The organism is Oceanicaulis sp., from assembly GCA_040112665.1.
Lineage (GTDB): Bacteria > Pseudomonadota > Alphaproteobacteria > Caulobacterales > Maricaulaceae > Oceanicaulis.
In genome coordinates this window covers 1,947,501-1,964,655 of sequence record CP157796.1, presented here as the reverse complement: position 1 = coordinate 1,964,655, position 17,155 = coordinate 1,947,501, and the positions used below count along the sequence as shown (strand labels likewise).

The following is a 17,155-nucleotide window of genomic DNA, read 5'->3' as shown; positions in this document are numbered from 1 at the left end:
GTCGATACAAATTCAGACGGGGAGAGCCCGATGGCCGACGGGATGATGACGGGCCGCGACCTGAGCGATCTGGGCGTGAGCGGCGTTGCGAAGCTGAACGTCAACTGGTCTGAAGAGGCGCTGTACGAAGAGGCCGTCCGCCGCGGCGAAGGCCGCGTGGCCAAGGGCGGCGCGCTGGTGGTGGAGACCGGCCAGCACACCGGCCGCTCGGCGCGCGACAAGTTCACCGTGCGCGACGAGGACACCGAAAACACCATCTGGTGGGACTTCAACGCCTCGATGACGCCGGCGCATTTCGACGCGCTCTGGTCTGATTTCAAGGCGCACATGGCCGGCCGCGAACTGTTCGTTCAGGAGCTGTTCGGCGGCGCGGACGAACGCCATCGCCTGCCGGTGCGCGTGGTCAACGAGCTGGCCTGGCACTCGCTGTTCATCCGCCATCTGCTGCGCCGGCCCGACCGGTCGGAGCTCGAGGACTTCGCTGCGGAGTTCACCATCGTGAATCTGCCGAGCTTCAAGGCCGATCCGGAGCGCCACGGCACGCGCAGCGAGACCGTCATCGCGGTCAATTTCGCTCAGCGCCTGGTGCTGATCGGCGGCACCTCCTACGCCGGCGAGACCAAGAAATCGGTCTTCACCATCCTCAACTACCTGCTGCCCGAGCGCCGCATCATGCCGATGCACTGCTCGGTCAATGTCGGCGAGGCCGGCGACAGCGCGGTGTTCTTCGGCCTGTCCGGCACCGGCAAGACGACGCTTTCGGCCGACCCCAAGCGCAAGCTCATCGGCGACGACGAGCACGGCTGGTCGCCCGACGGGCTCTTCAATTTCGAAGGCGGCTGCTACGCCAAGATGATCCGCCTGTCCAAGGAGGCCGAGCCTGCGATCTTCGCCACCACGCGCATGTGGGGCACGGTGCTCGAGAACGTGGTCATGGACCCGGTCACCCGCGAGCTCGACCTCGACGACGCGACGCTGGCGGAAAACTCGCGCGGCGCCTATCCGCTGCACTACATCCCCAATTCCTGCGACAAGAATGTCTGCGGGCACCCCAGCAATCTGGTGATGCTGACCTGCGACGCGTTCGGCGTCATGCCTCCGATCGCCAAGCTCACACCGGCCCAGGCGATGTATCACTTCCTGTCGGGCTACACCGCCAAGGTGGCGGGCACCGAGAAGGGCGTGACCGAGCCCAGCGCCACCTTCTCCACCTGCTTCGGCGCGCCGTTCATGCCGCGCCATCCGTCCGAATACGGCGCCCTGCTGCGCGAGCTGATCGCCGAGCACGGCGTGGATTGCTGGCTGGTGAACACCGGCTGGACGGGCGGGCCCTACGGCGTGGGCGAACGCATGCCGATCAAGGCGACGCGCGCGCTTTTGAACGCCGCGCTCGACGGCTCCCTGGCCGGTTCGGACTTCCGTATCGACCCGGTCTTCGGCTTCGCCGTACCCACCAAGGTCGAAGGCGTCGATCCGAAGATCCTCGACCCGCGCCAGACCTGGTCCGATCCGGCCGCCTACGACGCACAGGCCGAAAAGCTCGCCGACATGTTCGTGGCGAACTTCGAGAAGTTCGAAGACCACGTGCAGCCCTATGTCCGCGCCGCCGCCCCGCGCCCCGACGGCGCAAAGCGGACCGCCGCAGAGTAGGGTCGCACTCGGAGCGAACAAAAAAGCCCCGGCGTGATGCGCCGGGGCTTTCGTTTTTTCTCGCGGCGAGCGCCTCAGCCCTGCGCCGCCGCGCCTTGCTTGCGCCCGCCGCGATTGCGGCGGCGCGGCTTGCCGCCGCCCTGACCGCTCTGACCGTGACCGCCGCGACCCTGACCTTCGCGAGACTGGCCGCCCTGACCGCGGCTCTGACCGCCCTGGCCTTGCGGACGGCCCCGGCCGCCACCGCCACCGCCACCGCCGCGATTACGCTTCGGCTTCGCCGCATCGCCCTTGGGCATGGGCGGGGCGTCGTTGAGCCCCTGCACCGCAAAGCCCATCAGCTTTTCGATGTCCCTGAGGAGCACCCGCTCGTCGGGCGCGACCAGAGCGATCGCCCGGCCCTCGGCGCCGGCCCGCGCGGTCCGGCCGATACGGTGGACATAGCTTTCAGACACGTTGGGCAGTTCGTAATTGATCACCAGCTCGACCGCGTCCACGTCGATGCCGCGCGCAGCGATGTCGGTGGCCACCAGAACCGGCGCCTCGCCGGACTTGAAGGCGGCGAGCGCGCGCTCGCGCTGGCCCTGGGACTTGTTGCCGTGAATGGCGCTGGCCTTGTGGCCGTACTGGGCGAGCTTCTTGGCCACGCGGTCCGCGCCGCGCTTGGTGCGGGTGAAGACGATCGTCTTCTTGCCCGCTTCGGGCGCCATCAGATCGATCAGCGCCTCGGGCTTCGCGCCGCCGTCGACATAGAACACCTTCTGGTCGATCCGCTCGACGGGCTTTGACGGCGGGGTCACCGCCACCGTCACGGGGTTCTTCAGAAAATCGTCGGCCAGCGCGCGGATCGGCGGCGGCATGGTGGCCGAGAACATCACCGTCTGGCGCGGCTTGGCGACCATGCTCATGAGCTTCCGGATCGCCGGGATGAAGCCCAGGTCCAGCATCTGGTCGGCCTCGTCGAGAACCACAAAACGAGTGTGGTCCAGCCTGGCCTTGCCCGCCTGCAGATGGTCGAGCAGCCGGCCCGGCGTGGCGACAAGAATATCGAGGCCGGTGGCGAGCGCGCGCACCTGCGGGCCCGGCTTCACGCCGCCGAAGATCACCGCATGGGTGAGCCCGGCATGCTTTCCGTAGACCGCGACGCTCTCGCCGATCTGGGCGGCGAGTTCGCGGGTCGGCGCGAGCACGAGCGCCCGGCAGGTGCGGCCCGGCGCCTGTTTGCCCTCGGCCAGCAGCCGGCTGATCAGCGGCAACACGAAAGCGGCGGTCTTGCCGGTGCCGGTCTGCGCAAGGCCGACCACGTCGCGGCCGTCGAGCACGGGCGGAATGCCGCGCGCCTGGATGGGGGTGGGGGTGTCGTAACCCGCCTCGGAGACAGCGCGCAGAACCGGCGCGGCGAGGGCGAGATCGGTGAACCTGGTCATATATCGTCTTTCCCGCGCGCCCGGGATCGCCGGGCGCGGCGTATCAATCGTTCATAAGGGACAACTGCATGGATCAGCCGCCACGGGCGGGCGCGCCCCACAGGGCCGCCCGACGCCCGGACACTGTGCCGCTGGAGGCGTCTCGCCTCCGGGCCGATCCGATCGCGCCCGGCTCGATGAAGCGTAACCGCTTCCCTCCATCGCCGGGCGACATGCGCAACGCCCCTCATGACGGTGTTTCGCGGCGAAAGCAAGGCGGGCGTTTGGGCCGGTGTTCATACCGGTCCTCTTCGCGCGCATCGCGTTTTGCACCGCAGCGGGCGAACCAGGCGCGCCCGTGCCGCGTTCGCCGCGCGTAAGAAGCGCGGAGTTCGCCATGTCCAGCCCGTCAGATCGACTCAAGGCCCTACTCGACCGTCACGGCCGCACCTATTGCGGCGAACTGGGTTTCGACATCGAGAGCGGAACGCCGAGCGCACTGTTTCAGTGGCTTCTCGCCTCGAACCTCTACTCGACCCGCATCGGCGCTGACCTCGCCACCGCCGGCGCCAGGGCGCTGTTCGACGAGGGGCTGACGACCCCGCAAAAACTCTGCGACGCCGGCTGGGAAAAGCGCGTGAAGCTTCTGAACGGAGCCGGCTATGCGCGCATGGACGAGCGGTACTCGGCGATCCTGGGCGACATGGCCGAACAGATTCTCGACCGGTATGACGGCGATCTGCGCAAGCTGCGCACCGAAGCCGGCCGCAGGGTCGGCGCCGAGATGGACGCGCTTCAGGAGCTGAAAGGCATCGGCCCGTCCGGTGCGGACATCTTCCGCCGCGAAGCGCAATCAGCCTGGGGCGAGATGGCGCCTTTCCTGGACAAGAAGGCGAAGTCGGCGGCCAAGGATCTCGATCTGCCCGACGACGCGGAAGAGCTCGCAGACCTCGCCGGCGGGGACTTTGTCCGGGCTGCAGCCGCGCTCGTGCGCTCGGACCTCGAAGGCGACGCCGAGGCGATCGTGAAGGCGGCCTGAAACCCGCCTCACGAAGTTGCGATCTCCTTCGGGCGTTGGCGCGGGTTGCAGCGCTGCGAGAACACGCCACTTTAGGCCGCGCACCGCAGAAGGAGACGCTTGTGAGCTACACCCCGCCGAAGGTCTGGACCTGGGACGCCGAGAGCGGCGGCCGGTTCGCGAAGATCAATCGCCCCGTCTCAGGCGCGACCCACGAAAAAGACCTGCCGGTCGGCGAGCATCCCTTCCAGCTTTATTCGCTGGCGACCCCGAACGGGGTGAAGGTCACCGTCATGTTCGAGGAGCTGCTCGAACTCGGCCATGCGGACGCGGAGTATGACGCCTGGCTTATCAATATCGGCGAGGGCGACCAGTTTTCGTCAGGCTTCGTGGACATCAATCCAAACTCGAAGATCCCGGCCCTGCTGGATCGATCCGGACCCGAGCCGGTCCGCGTCTTCGAATCCGGATCAATCCTGATGCACCTGGCCGAGAAGTTCGGCGCTTTCCTGCCCGCGAGCGGCGCGGCGCGCACCGAGACCTTGAACTGGCTGTTCTGGCAGATGGGGTCCGCGCCCTATCTCGGCGGCGGGTTCGGGCATTTCTACGCCTATGCGCCGGAGAAGCTGCAATACCCGATCGACCGTTTCGCGATGGAGACCAAGCGCCAGCTCGACCTCCTCGACAAGACGCTGGCCGGGCGGGCCTATATCGCCGGCGGGGACTACACCATCGCGGACATGGCGATCTGGCCCTGGTACGGCGCGCTCGCCATGGGCAAGCTCTACGAGGCCGGTGAATTCCTGGCGGTGCACGAGTACGGGAACGTCCGCGGCTGGGCGCAAAAGATCGCCGAGCGCCCGGCCGTCAAGCGCGGCCGCCGCGTGAACAAGGCCTGGGGCGATGACGCCGACCAGATGCACGAGCGCCACGGGCCGGGGGACTTCAAGTCCTGATCCCGTGGCGAGGCGGCCGCTCTATCGGCCCGCCCAGACCCAGACGTCTCGCGTCTCGCAGATCAGCGCGCCGGCCAGATCGTAGACGCGCAGCTCCGCCCTCACCGGCGCCTCGGCCGGTCCGGTACGGCGATAGTTCGACGTCGCCACGGTGGTTCCGCCAGCGACGGGCACGGCTGCACCGGCCCGGAAGTCCCTGAGCGGCGGACGCAGCATGCCCTGGCCGAGCACGATCCGGGTGAGCGGCCGGGCCGCGTCGGCGCCGACCTCGCCGGACTGCTCGCTGGCGAAGCCCCGGCCGCGCGACACGCTGAGCTCCCAGACGCCCGAAACGCCGGGCGCCGTCCAGGCGCTGATCGCGGTCATGTGGCGGCCGGTCTCGGCGCGCAGCCAGCACGCCTCGCCTGCGCCGCCCGGCCCGATCGGACCGGCGTGCGCGGGGCTTGCGAAGGCGGCCAGCGTTGCGGCGGCGGCGGTGGTGGCGAGCGAAAGGATCGGTTTCATGGCGGTTCACCTCTTCAAGGTCACATCGCCATGAAGACAGACCCTCGCTGAACGCTTGCGGAGCAAAGCGTTCATCCCGGCTTCAGGGCGGACCCCGAAACGCCGGGAGAAAAACCTAACCTGAAACGAAAACGGGGCCGGCGAAACGCCGGCCCCGTCTGAACTTTGGGTGCGGGGGTAGGATTTGAACCTACGACCTTCAGGTTATGAGTTTGCCCAAGCGCTGTTAGCGCGAGATAGCGGCAGATAGCGCTACATTACAAGGCGCTGATTTTTCTGGCAAATTCGCCGTTGCGGGGTAACGCTAGAGTGTCCTAGCTAAATGCAGCGTGCTGGTAACATGCTAGCTTTACCCACTCTGGAGACATCAATGCCGAAGCTCACCAAGTCGTTCATCGACAAAGTTCAACCGCCCGAAGGAGCGGCCAAGATACATTGGGATGAGACCGTGAAGGGGTATGGGCTGAGGGTCTCGCCCCCATCCACAGACTACCCGCGCGGGAAGCGCGCGTTTGTCGCGCAAGGTCGGCTCAAGGGTAAGACGGTGATTATCACCATCGGTCCATTCGGTCTTTACACTGAGGATCAAGCCCGCCGGAAGGCGCAGAGCATCCTTCAGATGATGCGGGAGGGTATCGACCCGCGCGCGGTCAAGAAGTCTGAGGAGGCGGAGCGGGTCACGCTTCGCGAGGTGATGACCGCCTACCTGGACCGCCCGGGCAAGCTCAAAGAGAGCAGCGCGTCAGAGGTTAGGCGGCACGTCGAAGTTGCGCTCGCGGCATGGGCTGACAAACCGATTGTGGCCATCAGTGAATACGATATTCGCAAGCGCCATCGCGAACTCATGGAACGCGGGCTGCGTGGAAAGGCCCCTGCCCCCGGTCAGGCGAACCTAGTGATGACCACGCTCCGGGCGCTCATCAACTTCGCCAGCCGCCAATATCGGCGTGCCGACGGATCACCGCTGTTCCTTTACAACCCGGTCGATGTGCTACGAGACCATTGGGCGAAGCTCGGCACGCGGACCCAGCGCTATATCGAGAAGGACAAGATCGGAAAGGTCTGGAACGCTCTCCACGATGCTCGCGCGGACCCGAAGAACACTGATGCGCTCTCCGGCTTCGAACTCACATTGTTCCTACTCCTGACCGGCGCTCGGCGGAACGAAGGTGCCATGCTCACATGGGACCGGGTCCATATTGATGAAGATGAGCCCGAGAGAAGCTACTGGCATCTTCCCGACCCGAAGAACGGGCGTGAAGTGTTCCTGCCGCTGAACACGCAGGCCGTGGCCATTCTCAAAAGCCGAACGCCCATTAAAGGGAACCCTCACGTCTTCACCTCACGCAGCAAAGCCGGGCACATCCTCGATCCGCGCGCACCGATGAAGCTCGTCAGCGAGATCGTGAAGAAAAAGCTTAGCTGCCATGATCTAAGAAGGACTTTTACAAATATTTCTATGCGAGAATGCTTGATCGAGAAGTTCAGAACTGACATTTTGACTTGCCATGTTCCAGCGCAAGCGGACGTGACCGCCCGGAATTACCTCGACCTGACAAAGCTGGACTGGCTTTATCCCGAGGCTCAACGCATCGGTGATTGGATCGAAGAACGGGGCAGGCTCGAAGCGGCGAAGGCCAGCGGGGCGAACGTGGTGGAATTGCGCGCGTAGGCCGCTACAGCGCGCGCAACTGGCTCGCCGCCGTGGGTGGGGCGACGAAACCGCTAAATGCACTGTAACCGGCCCCAGCGGCCCGCGCCGCACGATCTGGACACCAGCCCGCGCATGAAACATGAGGAAAGGCCCAGACAAATTTAGCGCTTGCAGACCTTTAATTGCGCTTGCTAAATGCACATAACGGTGCGCTACAAAAGCGCGCCAGCGCCGCACTGGGGCGCGCCCGCGAGGAAAATTCCAGAACCACGAGCCGGAGAGGCGCAAGGGTGAAAGTCCCCTAGGCCCCGGACAGTCTGCCAGCAGGATGTTCCTGCTGGTGCTGCTGACCACAGCTTCCTTTCTTCGCGCCGCATAAATCGGCGCCAAGCTGGAGCGTCAGCTATGACTGATGTGTCTTTTGAACAGCTGTGTGAGCTGTTCGGATACACCCCAAAAAATCGGCCGCTCTCCACCATCGAGGTCGCCGAAATGCTCGGCACCCACGAGGTGACGGTCGCACAGTACCGCCTTCGCGGAACCGGCCCGAGGTATTTCAGCCCCGAGGGGACGCGCCGCGTCTGGTACAGCGAACGTGATGTCCTCGCTTGGATGTACTCAGGCCGCCGCCACAGCACGAGCGAGCAGCCGGGTGACCGTCTCGACCCTCAAACGGCGAAGACGCCCGCCAGGTCGACGCATTCGCTTGGTGCAGCATAACGGCCCGCCGGAACAGTCGCGGGCTGCCTAGCCCATTGCAAGCCGCCCGCAATGAAAAGCGACCGAGCGCATGGCGCGCGCCCGGTCGCTGTCGAGATCTTTGGAACAGAGCACACCCGTCGGAGGTGCACATGCATACGCTACGACAGGCCGCCCGAAGCGGCAGCGAAAATCTGCACATTGATACGAAGGGGGATTGGCATGACTGAGTATCCCCCGATGACAAGCGCCGAATGGGATCGGGTCATGTCCACCCTCGATGCGCTCCAAAGCATGGACGAGAACGCCAACCTGCCGCCGCTTCCGGAAGAGCAAGATAAGCCGGAGCTGGAGTGGCCACCCGGTGTCGCAGGGCAGCTCGCTCAGGCGATCTACTATAGCTCCGCCCGCCCTGTGAGGACGGTCGCGATCGCATCGGCGCTTGCGATCTTGGCCGGGGTCTGCGGCAAATGCTGGAACACCTACACCGGAGCGGGCCTGAACCTTTATATCGCCGTGGTTGCCAGAAGCGGGATCGGTAAGGAGGCAATTTCCGACGCTATCCCCGCCCTGATCCGCGCATCGGTTAAGGCTGGGGAGCGGGATGCGCCCAGCTTCTTCACCTTCAACAGCATGGCGTCTGGCCAAGGGCTCATCAAATACCTGGGGGAGGCACCCTACTCATGCGTGCTGCATGTAAGCGGCGAGTTCGGCCACGACATTCAGTTCATGGCGGTCGACAAGAGCGGGCATCACGCCACCCTGCGCCAGCAGATGACAAAGCTCTATTCCAAATCCGCCCCCACCTCGATGACGGGCGGTATCAGCTACGCCAGCTTGGAAAACAACGTCTCGATTGAGGGAAGTGCCAGCTACAGCGTTATCGGGGAGACGACCCCTGGCACGTTCTTCGAGGCACTGAACGGCAAGATGATGGCTGACGGGTTTTTGTCCCGGTTCGTGGTCATCGAGTACGACGGCCCGCGCCCACCACTTAATGAGAACCGCCAGCCGTTTCCGGAAGTCGGCGTCAAATGGTTCTCGGCGCTGGTAAGCCAAGCGGCGCAGCAGGCGAACCGCGAGCCGCTGCAAGTATCGTCAAGCCCGGAGGCGCGCGAGCTTCTTCGGGCATTCGACAAGCACTGCGATGACCACGTGAACGCGACTGAGGACGAGTCCCGCCGTCAGATGTGGAACCGGGCGCACCTGAACGCGCTGAAGGTCGCCTCCCTGCTCGCAGTTGCAGATAACTACGTCGCGCCGACCGTGACAGCGGACCAAGCCCGGTGGGCGATCTCTCTAGTCCTCCGAAACATCGCGAACATGACAGGCCGACTGGAAAGCGGGGACGTGGGCGATGGCGACACGGCGCGCGAACGGAAGCTGGTCGACGTTCTGAGGCGCTACCTGCTCCGACCGCCTGCGCCCAGCTATAAGGTTCCGAAAGGGATGCGCGAGAACGGGATCGTGCCGCTGAGCTACCTAGTCGTTCGCACGTCGCAACACTCCGCCTTCTATAACCACAAGCTCGGGCAGAACTGGGCGCTGCGCGATACAGTCCGCAGCTTGGTAGAAGCCGGTCACTTGATGGACATGAAGAAGGATCGGCTTATCGAGAGCTTCAACTACCACGGCCAAGGCTATCGAATTCTCAACCTGCCCGACTACGGCGGCTAATGGCGAGAATAATACGGCGGCGGAAGCGATGCGCTTTCGTCGTCGTTCTCGTATTAGCGCTATGATCGCGTATTAAAGCGCATCACCCTGTAAAACATGGGGTATCTAGGGAACTTTATTACTTTAATATTTTATTCTTGGAATATCTAAAGCAGCCTTTTGCGGCTGTAGGGGGCGATATTAAAGAATAAACATTAAAGCCACGATGGCGGCATCGCTCGACCGTCAAACCCCTAACCTCACGGACGCGGGACCTAAGCGATTGATTGGTCTTGCGCCGTCGCTGTGGTCATCAGAACAGCATAGCCCGGTCCTAGCCTTTCAGCGTGCCTTCAAGACGAAGAACCGGGAGACAGACGGCTTCAATCGCCGCCACCTGAGCTTCGATGGTCTCGTTCATCTTGTTCGGCTCCTTGCTCCCGCCTGCACTGCTCAGGTCAGCGCGAAGCGACCGTTGAAAGTCCCTATCGTTGCCCGCATCGACGCTAGCCTCAGCTGCAATGCTGACCAAATGGAATTGTCGGTTGAGTTCGTCCAGCGCGTTTTCGACTTCTTCCCCGAAGAGCGCTCTCGCCATCGGCAGGCATTCGTCAATCGACTTGCGTTCCTCAAGGGTTCGGTTGAGCCGGTCGAAGTAGGTCTGAGCCGAAACCATTCTCCGCCGCAAAGCGGCATCCGCCATGGGCCAGTCATCGCGCTCGGTGAGCTCTTTCTCCGCAGCATCCAATTCGTGAGCCCACAACATCGGGCTGCGGACATACCTCAAGGCCCTTCGAGCTTTGTAGGTGGCCGTTAGTATACGTTCCGCCTGCTCGATCCGTCGCTCAGACAGCTTCTGCCGCCGCCAGCTATCGAAGGTGTTGGAGGCGAACCATGCGGCTCCGATTATCGCAAGTGCACCGGCAATTGAGCCAATGCCTTGGAGAACCGCGCCGACAGACGCAAGCTCGATAGAAGTCATTTGGCACTCCGGCTCAAAGGGCGGACACTTTTCCACATATGAGTCAACCGCACGCGAACAAAACAGCAACAGGCTATTACCATTTTACTCGCGACGGTTCAGACTGGGGTGATTTCGAATCCCTGAGAAGGAGCGATTGTGACCATTACTGATCCAGACACCGGCAATCGTGTTCCTCTAGATGATGATCTCACGATTCGGTACGCACAGGAGATCAACCAGCTCGCGGCTACCTTGTGCGATCATCCCAGGACGGAGCTGCGGCAGGGGCTGAATAGGGGCGGGTCGAAGGTTGTTCGCCAACAGTGTCTCGTCTGCGGAGAACTTCGTGGCAATCCGGTCAAGCAATCCCCGGATACTCAGCACCTCAATGAATTTGATGAAGCCCTTCGAGCGGCCTATCAGGCCGAGTACGATGCTAGACAGGATGAAGTGAGGCGACGGTACGTTGCTCTTCAAGCGAGCCGCTGGAAAGGCCGTTCTGAAGGAAAAACATACTTTCAGCAAGCGCACGACTCCTACCTCGCCTCGCCCGACTGGGCTGAACGTAGAAGGCTTGTGATGGAACGGGCCAATAGTCTTTGCGAGGGATGCCGCAAAGAACGAGCGACAGAAGTCCACCATTTGACGTACCGGAATTGGAGGGAGGAGTTTTTATTCGAACTGGTAGCGTTGTGCGGCCACTGCCATGACCGCTACCACCACCACGACGACGAAAGAGACACCGGATGCGTCGGTTGTGTTCATGCAGCGGATGATGGCGCGTGGTGTCTAAACTTCGACATGCCTACTGATGCAGCGACCCGCCCAAACGGCGCTTGCGGAACAGACCGGGCAAACTTCACTCCAGATGACGACTATGGTGTGAGTGCCGATTGAGCCAATCGACTTCCACGCCAAACAAACAGTTTGAGCGCCGAAGCGCCAACAATCGGACCTAAGATGTTGGTTTATTTATAAAATCGCTTGCGGACCGAAAATGGCAGCCGGTACGCTAACAGCACGTTTACAGCCGTATCAGGCTCTTAAGAGGCTGCCATGTCCGAAGTTGACCACCGTATCTCGCCTTCACTCCACCCTGACACCGTCACCAAGATTGACGGGTATGACGCCGACACCGAGGCTGTGTTGGCGCCCACCGTCACCGCCTTCAGCACCGCGTATGAGGGTCTACGGGCGATCCACGATACCCGCGCGGTCGTCCACCAGAACCCCGGCTGGACGGACGAGCAGAAGCTGCTCCAGGTCGATACGTTCGCGAAGAAGCACTTTGAGCGCATGACGCGCGCTTTCGACAGCGTGTTGGTCAGCCTCAACAAGGGCATCGACCATCTCGAAGGCGAGCTGTCGCAACCGGTCACGACCAAGGCGGCAGGGAGCATCGCGGGCGAAGTGCGCGCCCATGTGAAAGCGCTGCCCACGGAGCAGCGCATGTCGGTCATCCAGAAGGCCATCGCTGAGGGTGACCACGAGGTCGCAACGGCGGTCCTCGGCGCGCCCGCCATGCTGTCTGGCATCGAGGCGGGGATGCAGAAGGTTCTGCTCCGCCAATACCACGAGAAGAACAACCCGGCGGGGACCAAGCGGCTGAAGGCCATGCAGGGCGCGAAGGAGTTGGTGGAACAGCGCGCGGGGCTGATCTTCAAGGAAGTGGAGCGCGCCGTCGGCGGCACCTCCGCAGCGGCGAACAAGGTCCGCAAGGCGCAGGACGCGGCTGAGAAGGCGCTCGGCTTCAAGGAAGCCTGAATCGAGCCTGATTAGATCACGGGGAAGACCGTATGTCCGATGCAGCGCAGCCCGAATGGCTGAAGGGATACACGCCCAAGCCCGGCAAATGGGTGAAGGGGATGGAAAGTCCTAATCCGGCCGGTAGACCGAAGGGGTCGGGGTCCAAGCGGGACAAGATTGCTCAGGCGCTGAATGACGATGGCCCAGCGGTCGCGCGCGTGGTCATCGACGCCGCCTTGGCTGGCGACATTCAAGCCGCCGGTCTGGTTCTATCCCGCATCTCACCTCCGAAGAAGGCGCAGGCCGACAAGGTGGAGTTCGCGCTCGATAGCGATGCGCCCCTAGCCGAGCAGGCGCGGCAGATTATGCAAGCGGTCGCTGACGGCAACGTGGATCCCGACACCGCGCGCGTGCTCATCGGCTGCCTCAACGCCGTCGCCGGTATCGAGGCGGTGGCCGAGCTCGAAGCCAGAATTATCACCCTCGAAGGGAAGGCGGTCTAATGCCGGTTCACAGGACAAAGCGGAACATCGTCGCGGCTTACGAGCCGCTGCCTGATGACATGATGGTGCGGACGATCGTTCACGGCGGCGACGGCAGCGCCCGCACGCTCTCCACCCAGCATATCGACCAGTATAAGCAGGCAGTCGATTGGGCGGTGAGCTTGGCCGACCAGTTCGAACACCCGGTCCACGTCGTGCCGATCTCTGCGGAGGAATATGGCGCTGACCACGGTGACGCCCTCCAGCGGCGCTTCGACGCCATGACGCCCTATGAGCGGCGCGAGCTGCGCCAAGCGGTCGTGCGCGCAATGGCGACAGTCATGCGGGACTGTGGTGATACCAGGGTCCGCGCCGAAGCTTTCGATGTCCTCGTGCAGATCGGTGCAGTGCCAGCATGAGGAACAACGGCGACGATATTGAGAATCGACCTCGCAAGCACGGTTTGACGCAGGCCGAGCGCGAGGCGGTGCGCCAGCGGTACGCCGAGGAGGCCCAGCTGCGGAAAGCCGCTAGCGATGCCAACCTCGTGCGTGCCCTGGCTGCCGGGCGTGCCCTGAAAGCGCGCGAGGGTTAGCCGGTGTCCGGGGCCCGGTCGCTGCTGGCGCGGGTACGCCGCCTTGAGCAGGCTCGCGCCGCGCCCCGCTCGCCCTTCGAAGCCGCTTACGGGTCGCTCCACGCCTTCGAGGCGGAGGTCACCGCCGGGATCGAGGCGGGGAAGTATGACCACACCGACATGCCGATGGTCCTCGCCTGCGTCCGGCGGTGGCATACCGAGGGCGCGTTCCGCGCGCAGAATAACCTTCAAGTGTGGGAGCGTGGGCGTTGAGCGAGGCCGAGGCGGTCCCCGAATGGCTGGCCGCATGGCGCGCGGGGCGCACAGCGCCCCCACAGCCACGCGTGCACCCCAGCCAAGGGGGTAGCGGCGACCAGCCCCGCGCAAACGCTACAGCCCGGCCTGCGCGGCGCTACGGCAAAGGCAAGGAGCAGGGCTTCGCGGAGCCGGTCCGCTGGCCGAATGACGGCGGAAAGCGCCGCGAGCCGGTCATGGACCTAGATTGCGTCCCGCCGCGCGTGGTCAGGAAAGTGGGCTGGCGCACCTGTATGAAGTGCCGAAAGCCGTTCTTCAGCGAGGACGTCGCGGCCCTTCGGCTTTGCGACGGTTACGAGGGGTGCCGAGGCCACGAAGCTACCTAGAAACTTTGATAGCTTGGTGGCCTCCGCCTTTTCGCTACTTGAACTGGACGCCGTATCTCGAAGCCAGCGCGCCTTTCGGGTCGACCTCATGATCGACGCCTCCAGACGCCACTCCTCGTCCGATGATTTCACGAACGGCAGTGACAAGATCGCCAATATCCTCACTCGAGGCCCACGTCTTCTCCTCAATCTGGAAAACCCAGTCGAGGATCTCAGCGGAGTTCGTCATCTCATAAACCGGGAGCTCGTAAGGTCCCCCGGCTTGATGCTCCAGACAGCCGGTGTTGGTATTTAAGGTCCAATTTCCCCAAGCGGCATTTGCCATCGATGTCTCCTTTTCAAATTGATCGTTCGGCGGCTTCACGAAGTGGGGGTGCGCCGAACGGAGCACAACCCCTGCCAGGGACTTATTTTACGCGCTGGAGTTTCCGTAGCCCCCGAACCGGCTGGTAATCTGCTGGCAAGACCCCAAACGCAAAACGGGGCCAGCTTTCGCTGACCCCGTAAAGTGTTGCCCCGTATGGGGTATTTTGGGTGCGGGGGTAGGATTTGAACCTACGACCTTCAGGTTATGAGCCTGACGAGCTACCGGGCTGCTCCACCCCGCATCAGGGCGGCCAGACGCGCTTGCGGCCAGCCGTTTCGGAGAGACGCGTGTGTAACGGGGCCAGGCCCGGTCGTCAACGGACCAGGTTCATCAGATTGCAGCATTTCGCGCCGCGGCCTGATCTGTCGCCGAAAAGCGGGCTGTAGCCGGGATTGTTCAGACCTACAAAAGGCTTAAGCTGCGCTTCGAACGATTTTTAAAACGGCGCAGGCAGGGTGTGATGACGGCTGACGCAGATTTGAGGGGCGCGCTTCAGGCATGGTCCGAGGGCGATCTCGACAGGGCGATCGCCGGGCTCGAGACCGCCGCCCTGAACGGCGCCGAAGGCGCCTGGCCGGCCTTGCTCGACGCATCCAGCGAAGCCGGCCTCGATCAGACTGCCGCCGCGCGCGTTCGCGCAGCGCTCGAGACTGCGCCTAAACCGGAGACGGGAGGCCGGCTGGAGGCGCTTCTGGCCGTCTCCGGAATTGGAGCGGCGCCGGACTGGTCCGCCGCGATCAAGCTCCGGTCTGATGCCGCCGCGTCGGGCGATCGACGCGCCGCGCTCGAACTGGCGCTGCTCTGTCTGCTCGCCGGCGATGAGAATGCCGCGATCCCTCGGCTGGAAGCCCTCGCCGGCCAAGGTGGCGGGGAGGCGGTCGCCGCGTTGCTGCGCCTCGGGGCTGACGCCGGCGTCGTCAGCGAGACGGCGGCCGGCCAAGCCGCTGCGCTTGCGCAGGCGCATCCGCTCGGCGGGGCTCTGGCTCAGGACGTGGCGGGGTTACCGCGCCGCAAGGCCGAGCCAGGCGCCCGAGCGGCCGCAGTCGACGCGGAGGCGCTCGCAACGACGCTCTTCAAGATCGACGGCGGACGCCGCGCTTTGAGCGATGCGCCACGCGTCGCGACAGTGCCGAACGCCGTTCACCCGGCCGTGTGCGATTATATCGCCGCGGCGGCGGCGCCTTTTCTGAAGCCTGCCGAGATCTACGACCCGGGAACGGGACAGACCCGGCCCGACCCGTACCGGCGCTCGCTGACCGCTGCGTTGCCGATAAGCGCGATGGACCTGCCCGCCATGGCGATGCGCGAGCGCATGGCGCGCCTGGCCGGCGCGGATGCTTCACGGGCGGAGTCGCTCGCGATCCTAGTTTACCGGCCGGGCGAGGAGTATCGCGCGCACTTCGACTACATCGCCGAGGATCAGGGACGCGCCAGCCGCGATCTGGCGCGCCGCGGGCAACGGGCGCACACCGTCCTGGTCAAGCTCAACCATGAGCACGAAGGCGGTGAAACGCAGTTTCCCAGGCTCGATCTGAGCTGGAGCGGCAAACGGGGCGAAGCGCTCGTTTTCGATAATCTCACCGCCGACGGGCGTGGCGATCCCAAGACCCTGCACGCGGGCGCCCCGGTGAGCCAGGGCGCCAAGCTGCTCGCAAGCCTCTGGATCCGCGCCGGCAAGCCGGTCTGATCAGGCGCGCGACATGCACAGCCGGCCGCGGCCGTCCGCGGCGCAGAAGGTGATGCGGCGCAAACAAAAACGCCCCCGAGCCGGAGCTTCGGGGGCGTTTTCGTGTCGTCGTGAAGCGGAGGATATAGGCGGCGTCGAACGTGCGGAGCGGGCGGCGACCTACTCTCCCATGCCTTAAGACATAGTACCATCGGCGCTGAGGGGCTTAACGGCCGTGTTCGGAATGGGAACGGGTGCGGAACCCTCGCTATAACCACCCGCTCGGCGCGTTCGACGCGGTTTTCGTAGAGACATTCTGACTATCGGGCTCATGCGGGCGAAGCGATCGCCGAACATGAGCGTCTGAGATCAAGCCGATCGAGCAATTAGTACTGGTCCGCTTCACACATTGCTGCGCTTCCACTTCCAGCCTATCGACGTGGTGGTCTTCCACGGCTCTCAAGGGATACCTGGTTTTGAGGGGGGCTTCCCGCTTAGATGCTTTCAGCGGTTATCCCGTCCGCACTTAGCTACCCTGCAATGCTGCTGGCGCAACAACAGGTCCACCAGAGGTGCGTCCATCCCGGTCCTCTCGTACTAGGGACAGCTCCTCTCAAGTATCCGACACCCACGGCAGATAGGGACCGAACTGTCTCACGACGTTCTAAACCCAGCTCACGTACCGCTTTAATTGGCGAACAGCCAAACCCTTGGGACCTGCTCCAGCCCCAGGATGCGATGAGCCGACATCGAGGTGCCAAACAATGCCGTCGATATGGACTCTTGGGCATCATCAGCCTGTTATCCCCGGCGTACCTTTTATCCGTTGAGCGATGGCCCTTCCACGCGGGACCACCGGATCACTATGGCCGTCTTTCGACTCTGCTCGACCTGTCAGTCTCGCAGTCAGGCTGGCTTATGCCATTGCACTCAACGAGCGATTTCCGACCGCTCTGAGCCAACCTTCGCGCGCCTCCGTTACTCTTTGGGAGGCGACCGCCCCAGTCAAACTACCCACCACGCAGGGTCCCGGGCCCGGGTTCACGGGCCGCGGTTAGACGTCAATGAGGATAAGGGCGGTATTTCAAGGACGGCTCCACCAAGACTGGCGCCCTGGTTTCAAAGCCTCCCGCCTATCCTACACATATCGCCACTAACGCCACTGCGAAGTT

15 protein-coding genes, 1 tRNA gene and 2 rRNA genes (1 of these 18 running past the window's edge) are annotated in these 17,155 nt (G+C 63.7%); 11 read left to right on the top strand and 7 right to left on the bottom strand.

Annotated elements, in window-relative coordinates; translation table 11 throughout:
- Positions 1 to 30 precede the first annotated feature (30 nt).
- Complete coding sequence (locus tag ABL308_09470) at positions 31 to 1,650, top strand: phosphoenolpyruvate carboxykinase (protein XBQ15184.1); 1,620 nt, start codon at positions 31 to 33, stop codon at positions 1,648 to 1,650.
- A gap of 74 nt (positions 1,651 to 1,724) precedes the next feature.
- On the opposite strand, the gene ABL308_09465 is transcribed toward ABL308_09470, so the two are convergent.
- Positions 1,725 to 3,077, bottom strand: a complete 1,353-nt coding sequence (locus ABL308_09465) for a DEAD/DEAH box helicase (protein XBQ15183.1) — start codon at positions 3,075 to 3,077, stop codon at positions 1,725 to 1,727.
- A gap of 376 nt (positions 3,078 to 3,453) precedes the next feature.
- Here ABL308_09465 and ABL308_09460 point away from each other — a divergent pair, with 376 nt between their 5' ends.
- The gene (locus ABL308_09460; GenBank protein XBQ15182.1) at positions 3,454 to 4,095 is read left to right on the top strand and encodes an endonuclease; all 642 of its coding nucleotides are present in this window, start codon (positions 3,454 to 3,456) and stop codon (positions 4,093 to 4,095) included.
- Positions 4,096 to 4,196: 101 nt separating this feature from the next.
- The gene (gene yghU / locus ABL308_09455; GenBank protein XBQ15181.1) at positions 4,197 to 5,030 is read left to right on the top strand and encodes a glutathione-dependent disulfide-bond oxidoreductase; all 834 of its coding nucleotides are present in this window, start codon (positions 4,197 to 4,199) and stop codon (positions 5,028 to 5,030) included.
- Between the two features lie 21 nt (positions 5,031 to 5,051).
- Here yghU and ABL308_09450 read toward each other — a convergent pair whose 3' ends face one another.
- Positions 5,052 to 5,534 carry a hypothetical protein gene (locus ABL308_09450; protein ID XBQ15180.1) on the bottom strand — a complete coding sequence of 161 codons (483 nt, stop codon included), beginning with the start codon at positions 5,532 to 5,534 and terminating at the stop codon, positions 5,052 to 5,054.
- A gap of 370 nt (positions 5,535 to 5,904) precedes the next feature.
- Between ABL308_09450 and ABL308_09445 the strand changes: the two genes are divergently transcribed.
- The 3 genes from ABL308_09445 to ABL308_09435 all read left to right on the top strand — a co-directional run bounded on the left by ABL308_09445 (position 5,905) and on the right by ABL308_09435 (position 9,564).
- Positions 5,905 to 7,206, top strand: a complete 1,302-nt coding sequence (locus ABL308_09445) for an integrase family protein (GenBank protein ID XBQ15179.1) — start codon at positions 5,905 to 5,907, stop codon at positions 7,204 to 7,206.
- 387 nt (positions 7,207 to 7,593) lie between these two features.
- On the top strand, positions 7,594 to 7,908 hold the full coding sequence (locus ABL308_09440; GenBank protein ID XBQ15178.1) for a hypothetical protein: 315 nt from the start codon (positions 7,594 to 7,596) through the stop codon (positions 7,906 to 7,908).
- Positions 7,909 to 8,109: 201 nt separating this feature from the next.
- Positions 8,110 to 9,564, top strand: coding sequence for a DUF3987 domain-containing protein (locus ABL308_09435; GenBank protein ID XBQ15177.1), 1,455 nt, complete (start codon positions 8,110 to 8,112; stop codon positions 9,562 to 9,564).
- A gap of 313 nt (positions 9,565 to 9,877) precedes the next feature.
- Here ABL308_09435 and ABL308_09430 read toward each other — a convergent pair whose 3' ends face one another.
- Complete coding sequence (locus tag ABL308_09430) at positions 9,878 to 10,525, bottom strand: hypothetical protein (protein ID XBQ15176.1); 648 nt, start codon at positions 10,523 to 10,525, stop codon at positions 9,878 to 9,880.
- A gap of 138 nt (positions 10,526 to 10,663) precedes the next feature.
- On the opposite strand from ABL308_09430, the gene ABL308_09425 reads away from it, so the two are divergent.
- From ABL308_09425 to ABL308_09410, 4 genes are all read left to right on the top strand, one after another.
- A complete protein-coding gene (locus ABL308_09425) occupies positions 10,664 to 11,404 on the top strand; it encodes a hypothetical protein (protein XBQ15175.1) in 741 nt (246 codons plus the stop codon).
- Positions 11,405 to 11,563: 159 nt separating this feature from the next.
- On the top strand, positions 11,564 to 12,271 hold the full coding sequence (locus ABL308_09420) for a hypothetical protein (protein ID XBQ15174.1): 708 nt from the start codon (positions 11,564 to 11,566) through the stop codon (positions 12,269 to 12,271).
- A 32-nt stretch (positions 12,272 to 12,303) separates the two neighbouring features.
- Positions 12,304 to 12,756: a DUF5681 domain-containing protein gene (locus ABL308_09415; GenBank protein XBQ15173.1), complete on the top strand. Its 453-nt coding sequence runs from the start codon at positions 12,304 to 12,306 to the stop codon at positions 12,754 to 12,756.
- Complete coding sequence (locus ABL308_09410) at positions 12,756 to 13,154, top strand: hypothetical protein (protein ID XBQ15172.1); 399 nt, start codon at positions 12,756 to 12,758, stop codon at positions 13,152 to 13,154. Before ABL308_09415 ends, ABL308_09410 begins: the two co-directional genes overlap by 1 nt.
- Positions 13,155 to 13,984: 830 nt before the next feature.
- Here the strand turns inward: ABL308_09410 and ABL308_09405 are convergent.
- Together ABL308_09405 and ABL308_09400 are read right to left on the bottom strand one after the other, a co-directional pair.
- Positions 13,985 to 14,275, bottom strand: a complete 291-nt coding sequence (locus ABL308_09405; protein ID XBQ15171.1) for a hypothetical protein — start codon at positions 14,273 to 14,275, stop codon at positions 13,985 to 13,987.
- 206 nt (positions 14,276 to 14,481) lie between these two features.
- Positions 14,482 to 14,558, bottom strand: a tRNA-Met gene (locus ABL308_09400).
- A gap of 219 nt (positions 14,559 to 14,777) precedes the next feature.
- Here ABL308_09400 and ABL308_09395 point away from each other — a divergent pair.
- Positions 14,778 to 16,004 carry a 2OG-Fe(II) oxygenase gene (locus ABL308_09395; GenBank protein ID XBQ15170.1) on the top strand — a complete coding sequence of 409 codons (1,227 nt, stop codon included), beginning with the start codon at positions 14,778 to 14,780 and terminating at the stop codon, positions 16,002 to 16,004.
- Between the two features lie 146 nt (positions 16,005 to 16,150).
- Here the strand turns inward: ABL308_09395 and rrf are convergent.
- Positions 16,151 to 16,265 (bottom strand): 5S ribosomal RNA (gene rrf, locus ABL308_09390).
- 83 nt (positions 16,266 to 16,348) lie between these two features.
- Positions 16,349 to 17,155: ribosomal RNA gene (locus tag ABL308_09385) — 23S ribosomal RNA — on the bottom strand; it runs 1,980 nt beyond the window's last position.